This window comes from Johannesbaptistia floridana, assembly GCF_057440575.1.
The window spans coordinates 1-1,351 of sequence record NZ_JALKVM010000329.1 but is presented as its reverse complement, the minus strand read 5'-3'; the positions used below and the strand labels follow the sequence as shown (position 1 = coordinate 1,351).

Here is a 1,351-nt window from a genome sequence, read left to right as displayed (position 1 = left end):
CCTTCTGCGGCTTGCGCCCTTCTGCGGCTTGCGCCCTTCTGCGGCTTGCGCCCTTGTTCGGCTTGCGCCCTTGTTCGGCTTGCGCCCTTCTGCGGCTTGCACCCTTCTGCGGCTTGCACCCTTCTGCGGCTTGCGCCATTACACAATGTTTCTGGTAGAGTAACAAAGAGCGATCGCTCTTAGCCATAGTTTATAGGTTAGGCGAACTCGCCAACAAAGGGGGATCTCCCACGAAATCGCTACTCAACCCAACCTTATTCAAATATAGTCATAAATATAAGTCTGTAGGTTGGGTTGACTCAGTAGTGTTCCAAAATTCAATACATGATCCCCCCAACCCCCCTTAATAAGGGGGGCTTTTCATCATAACTGTAAACATCTATTTGCGAGCTTGCTATAACCCCCAAAAAACTAGGAAAGATAATCGCTATTTCCCAAAATATCTCAACAAAAGAACTAAAATAAATAGCAACATCAGCAAATAACCAGGAGGCGAGGGATTCTTCCAGTAGTATATCATCAAGACTATGTGGCACAATTACCAGAGGGACATAGATTTCCCATGGGGAAATTTAAAAAATTATATGAATTGTTACAACAAGAAGGGATAGCCACGGCCAAATCAACCTATACACCTCAATTACCACCAGTAGAATGGCTAGAACTAGTTCATACACCAGAATATGTTCAAGCCTACTGTAGCGCCACCCTAGATCCTAAAGCCGTGCGCAAAATTGGTCTACCCTGTACAGAAAAACTCGCTAAGAGAACTTGTATCGCCGTAGGAGGAACAATTCTTACAGCCCAATTAGCCCTAGAATTTGGGATAAGCTGTAACTGTGCAGGTGGCACTCACCACGCCTTCCCAAGTTATGGATCTGGTTTTTGTATATTCAATGATATGGCGATCGCCTCTCGGGTATTATTAAAACAGGGATTAGTCAAGAAAGTATTAATTGTAGACCTAGATGTACACCAAGGAGACGGCACAGCCTTTATTTTCCTTCATCAGCCAGAAGTATTTACATTTTCCATGCACTGTGAAGCTAATTTCCCTAGTAAAAAACAACAAAGTGATTTAGATATACCTCTAGCCATCGGTCTAGATGACGATGGTTATCTACAAATTCTCGCCCAACACCTAGGAGACTTACTCCACAGCGTTAAACCAGACTTAGTAATCTACGATGCCGGAGTAGACACCCATGTAAATGATAACCTAGGGAAACTAGCCTTGAGCGATCGCGGTATTTATCGTCGGGAGATGTTAGTTTTAAGTACCTGTTTTGCCCTCGGTTACCGCTTCTAAAAATCTACTCAAATTTACTCAAACAGCCAAATAAGACAGAAA

The 1,351-nt window shown here is 43.6% G+C and carries 2 protein-coding genes; both read left to right on the top strand.

Annotation, left to right across the window (positions count from 1 at the left end; genetic code table 11):
- Positions 1 to 183, top strand: a 183-nt coding sequence (locus MW688_RS18760) for a hypothetical protein (RefSeq protein WP_486737539.1), incomplete at its 5' end; no start/stop codon positions are given.
- Between the two features lie 379 nt (positions 184 to 562).
- Positions 563 to 1,309 (top strand): histone deacetylase family protein, encoded by a 747-nt coding sequence (locus MW688_RS18755; protein ID WP_486737540.1) that lies wholly within the window; start codon positions 563 to 565, stop codon positions 1,307 to 1,309.
- Positions 1,310 to 1,351 lie beyond the last annotated feature (42 nt).